The following is a 4,020-nucleotide window of genomic DNA, read 5'->3' as shown; positions in this document are numbered from 1 at the left end:
TATCTAAATCAAGAGCACACATCTCACCGATTAAGCATTGCCCTTTCTCTTCAGATCCCTTTTCATAGGGGTCAGGCGCAGCAAAATCAATGGGATACGGTCCTAAGAATTTAAAATCAGGACGAGCTTCTTCATATTGCTTCATTACATCACGGATATTATTACTATCAAGCCACATATCGGGATCTTGTTTCCAGGAAGATGGCATGGCAGGCCGTAGCCATTTTGCAGCAAGTTCTGCTTTTTCAGCATCAGGCAAAGGAAGATTCTGTAAGAGGGTTCTCTGGTCGGTTTCTTTGATTCCTAAATGCTTAGATAGTTGTTGTAAGAGTTCTTCTTTGTTTTCACCACCTCCACCTTTTACAGGGATTTTCAATGCACGAGCAGCACGCGAGAGAACATCAGGGGGGAAACATCCACCACGACCTGGGCCTCCTACAGAACCAATTCGTGGGTGACATTGATTCGGCCCTGGCATAGGAATACGTTTGATTTGACGACGTGTCAGCCTCCCCGAAGCCTTTTTTCTCGCATGCGAACGTGAACGGGTCCTCCCCGCCCTCATCTGAACATCGCTGTCACCTCTGCGCACACCGTCGATGGTCTCGGAGCCGCTGTCGCTGGTCAAGCGCGGGTCGGCGGCGGCTCGTACGGTCTGGTCGCGTGGCTCGCGAGGTTGTCCGAGGCGTCGCGGCCGCGCGCCGGGCGCAGCTGTGCCCTGGCACGCGCTCCTCGCACCGCGGCGGCTATCACGGGCCGAAGTCGAAATCCTGCTGCGGTGGCCCTCTGGCGGGGCGGATGGGCTCGAGGTGATGCGGCAAGCCCTTGGCACGCAGGAGGCGCGCGAGGCCCTTCTTGTCGAAGATCGTCGCCACGTACTTCATGCGGTGGCCACAAGGGCACGCGAGGATGTCCACGCCGAGCCCGTGCTTCATGAGCTCGCAGAAGGTCGCGTTCTTGGGGCGATGCCGCTCATCGTCGTCGGGCTGGGGCACCACGTGCGGCCGTCTCGCCGAGTGAGCCGCGAGCACCCCGCGGTAGAGCACCTGGTTGGTGCGCGGGCGCGGCACGAGCGAGGCGAGCCTCTCGAGGAAGGTGTCGGCGCTCATCGAGATCCACCTCGTGCCGTCCTTCCAGGGGCTCTCGAGCTCCAGGGCCACTTGGTCGGCAGGCAACAGGCGCACGCGTCGGTCGGCCAGCGGGGGGCGTAGGAGATAGCGCGCGAGGTTCTCGAGGCGCTCGCGATCTTCGGCGCGCACCACGGTGGTGGCTCGCCTTCAGCTTCCACTCGGGCTCGCCGTCGTGGTCGGGGTCGGTGCCCTCGGGGGCGTGCTTGTTCATTCCGCGGCGCGCGGCCGAGCGCGCGAGCGCGAGGCAGAGCGTGCGCTCCTCGGGCACCTCGAGGGCCCTGCGCTCCAGGAGCTTCTGTACGCGCTCGGCGATGTGGGTGCAGAGCGCCTCGAGCTCGGCGCGCGTGGGCGCTGCGATGGGCGTGAAGGCCCCGAGCACGTCGTGGCAGCCGTCCGTGAAGAGCATGTGGTAGTGCACGTTCAGGGCGAGGTCGCTCCCGAACCTCTGCACGGCGGTGATGCTGCCGGTGCGCGGGTCGATGATGCCGAGGGCCCGGCCCTTGTCGCGATACCAGCCCTCGATCACTCGCGCGGCCACGCCGTGCACCGCGAGCGTCAGGTCGTGGTGGTAGGCCAGCGGCACGCGTAGCTCGAACGGCAGGCTCAGTACCCATTGTCGGATTCGAACCCGAGGCAGCACCGCGCTCACCCAGTGGCGCGCCATCTCCGTCATCCTGCGGCCCATGCAGCGCGGGCAGAAGCCGCGGCCCTGCTACGAAAGTGGATCACGCCGTCGTGCTACGCGGCCTTCTCGAGCGTGACCTTGTAGCCCATGCCCTCGAGCCGCTTGACGAGGCCCTTGCTGGAGGCGGCGGCGTTGCGCTTGTCGAGGTAGGCCTCGCCGAGGTCTGCGTAGGCGACGTCCGCGGCGAGCATGTGGTAGACGGCGACGAGGATCTTGTGCGCGACGGCCATCGCCGCGCGCTTCTTGCCGAGGCGCGGTACGAGCTTCCAGTACTTCGAGCGGAGGTAGGTTCCCTTCGCGCGTGACGCGCAGAGGGCAGCCTGCACGAGCGCGGTCACGAGATGGACGTTCCCCTTCCGCGCAGGCGCGCGCTTCTTGCGGCCTGCGCTCTCGTGATTGCCTGGACAGACCCCCGCCCAAGCGGCGGCGTGGCGATGCGAAGGGAAGACGTGCATGTCGATGCCGAGTTCGGCGATGATCGTCGCCGCGGTGACCCGATCGACTCCAGGGATCTCGATCAGGCGATCGAACTGCGCTCGGTAGGGGACGAGGCGGGCGTCGATCTCCGCGTCGATCTCCTTGAGGTCGGCCTCGACCTGGTCGAGGCGCGTCAACTGCATCCTGAGAATGAAGCGCTGGTGCTTCTCGACGCGGCCGTGGAGCGCGAGCGCGAGGTCGTCCGTCTTCTTGCGAAGCAAGCCGCGCGCGAGCTGTGCGACATCGGCAGGCACGTAGCTGTCGCTCACGATCGCAGCGAGCATCGCCCGGCCCGAGGCACCGAACACATCGGTCATGACCGACGACAACTTCACATTGGCAGTCTCCAGCATGCGCAACAGCCGGTTGCGCTCAGCCGTGCGGCTCTGCACGAGCTTCATGCGATAGCGCACGAGATCGCGGAGCTCTCGCAGGTCCTTGGGCGGCACGAAGCTCTTGCGGATGAGCCCGTGACGCGCGAGGTCGGCGATCCACTCGCTGTCCTTCACGTCGGTCTTGCGACCGGGCACGCTCTTGATGTGGGTCGCGTTTCCGACGATCAACTCGAACTGCCCCTCGAGGTGCGCGTACACGGGGACCCAGTAGATCCCCGTCGCCTCCATCGCGACGTGTGTGACGCCCTGCTCGCGCAGCCACTGCTGCAGCTCCGAGAGGCCGGCGGTCAGCGCGCGGAAGCTCCTGGTCTGCTTCTGCACGCGTTTGCCCGGCTCGCCGATCAGCACGGAAGCTACGATCACCGCTTGGTGAACGTCCAGGCCACAGCAGCGTTCGACGATCGTGTCCATCGGCACCTCCTTCGGGATGCCGATCGCAGCGCCGCGAACATACGAAACTCTGCTACTCGTCTTTTCCGCTCTGGGGCGGATGTGACACACGGGGGTTCTTCACAGCGGCGCGGATCAGTCTTGCACGCGGGTTCGTGACACCGGGGACGAGGACGACCTCACTGCGATCGGCCTCTCAGTGTGGCCTCCAAGTCCGGGCGAGCCACACTTTCGTTACCGGGGATGCGCCGCAGGCGCGCGGCGTCTTGCACGAGAGGGCCACGAGGCGATCGCGTCCGCAGTGCTCGCAGAGAAACCGCACTGCACCGCGCGCGAGCACCCCGCACCTCAGGTAGTCGCGCAGCTCGTCCACCACGAAGCTCGGCATCGGCTCGCCCTCCTCAGCGCGGCGAGCGAGGAAGGTCTCGAGGTGCTCGCGCACCACGCGATGCAGCGTCGTCTGTTGCGGGTCGTGCGGAGAGGTGTCCTCTCGAGCGGGGCTCGAGCGGGCGCGAGCTCCGTCGGGGCGAGGGGGCACGCGGAGCGCCCCTGCAAGCCCCGGTACGATCCTCTGGCCAGCGAACTACAGGGAAAACATCCCTCGGCTGCCGGAGTGGCGGCGGCCTGGCGGCGGTGCACGCCAGGTGAGCGAGCCCCATCGTTCGACAGAGGAGCGAGCCGCGCGAGCGTCTGCCGGGTCGCTTCGAGCGCGTCCTCGAGCTCATCGCGCTCGCCATGGATGCCACGGTCGAGCACCCCGAGTCCGCCTCGAGCGCTCGCGAGAAGTGAGAGGCGCCCATCAGGGGCGGGCTTTGGCTTCTTTTCGAGCCCGTCAGCCGCTCGCGGAAGATCGCGTTCGAGGCGATGCGAGCACGCGGCGACGAGGCTCCGTGTCTGGGTGACGGGCACGAGCGTGTCCCAGTCGTCGTGCAGCGAGAGCACC

General features: G+C 65.6%; 3 protein-coding genes and 1 pseudogene. All 4 read right to left on the bottom strand.

The window, feature by feature from the left end; all coding sequences use genetic code 11:
* Positions 1–749: 749 nt before the first annotated feature.
* Positions 750–1,262, bottom strand: a complete 513-nt coding sequence (locus EB084_21165; GenBank protein ID NDD30775.1) for a hypothetical protein — start codon at positions 1,260–1,262, stop codon at positions 750–752.
* Between the two features lie 106 nt (positions 1,263–1,368).
* Positions 1,369–1,815: pseudogene (locus EB084_21160) on the bottom strand (IS91 family transposase).
* Between the two features lie 53 nt (positions 1,816–1,868).
* Entirely contained in the window at positions 1,869–3,098 is a 1,230-nt protein-coding gene (locus tag EB084_21155; protein ID NDD30774.1) for an IS110 family transposase, read from the bottom strand.
* Positions 3,099–3,273: 175 nt separating this feature from the next.
* Positions 3,274–3,645 (bottom strand): hypothetical protein, encoded by a 372-nt coding sequence (locus EB084_21150; GenBank protein ID NDD30773.1) that lies wholly within the window; start codon positions 3,643–3,645, stop codon positions 3,274–3,276.
* Positions 3,646–4,020 lie beyond the last annotated feature (375 nt).

The sequence above is a fragment of the Pseudomonadota bacterium genome, assembly GCA_010028905.1.
Taxonomy (GTDB): Bacteria; Vulcanimicrobiota; Xenobia; order RGZZ01; family RGZZ01; genus RGZZ01.
Note: the sequence above shows the minus strand (reverse complement) of the source record. Positions and strands in the feature narration are given on the sequence as shown.

What these genes read in the sequence shown, in the direction of transcription:
- EB084_21155 (NDD30774.1), bottom strand. Translation starts at nt 3,098, where the DNA reads ATGGACACGATCGTCGAACGCTGCTGTGGCCTGGACGTTCACCAAGCG.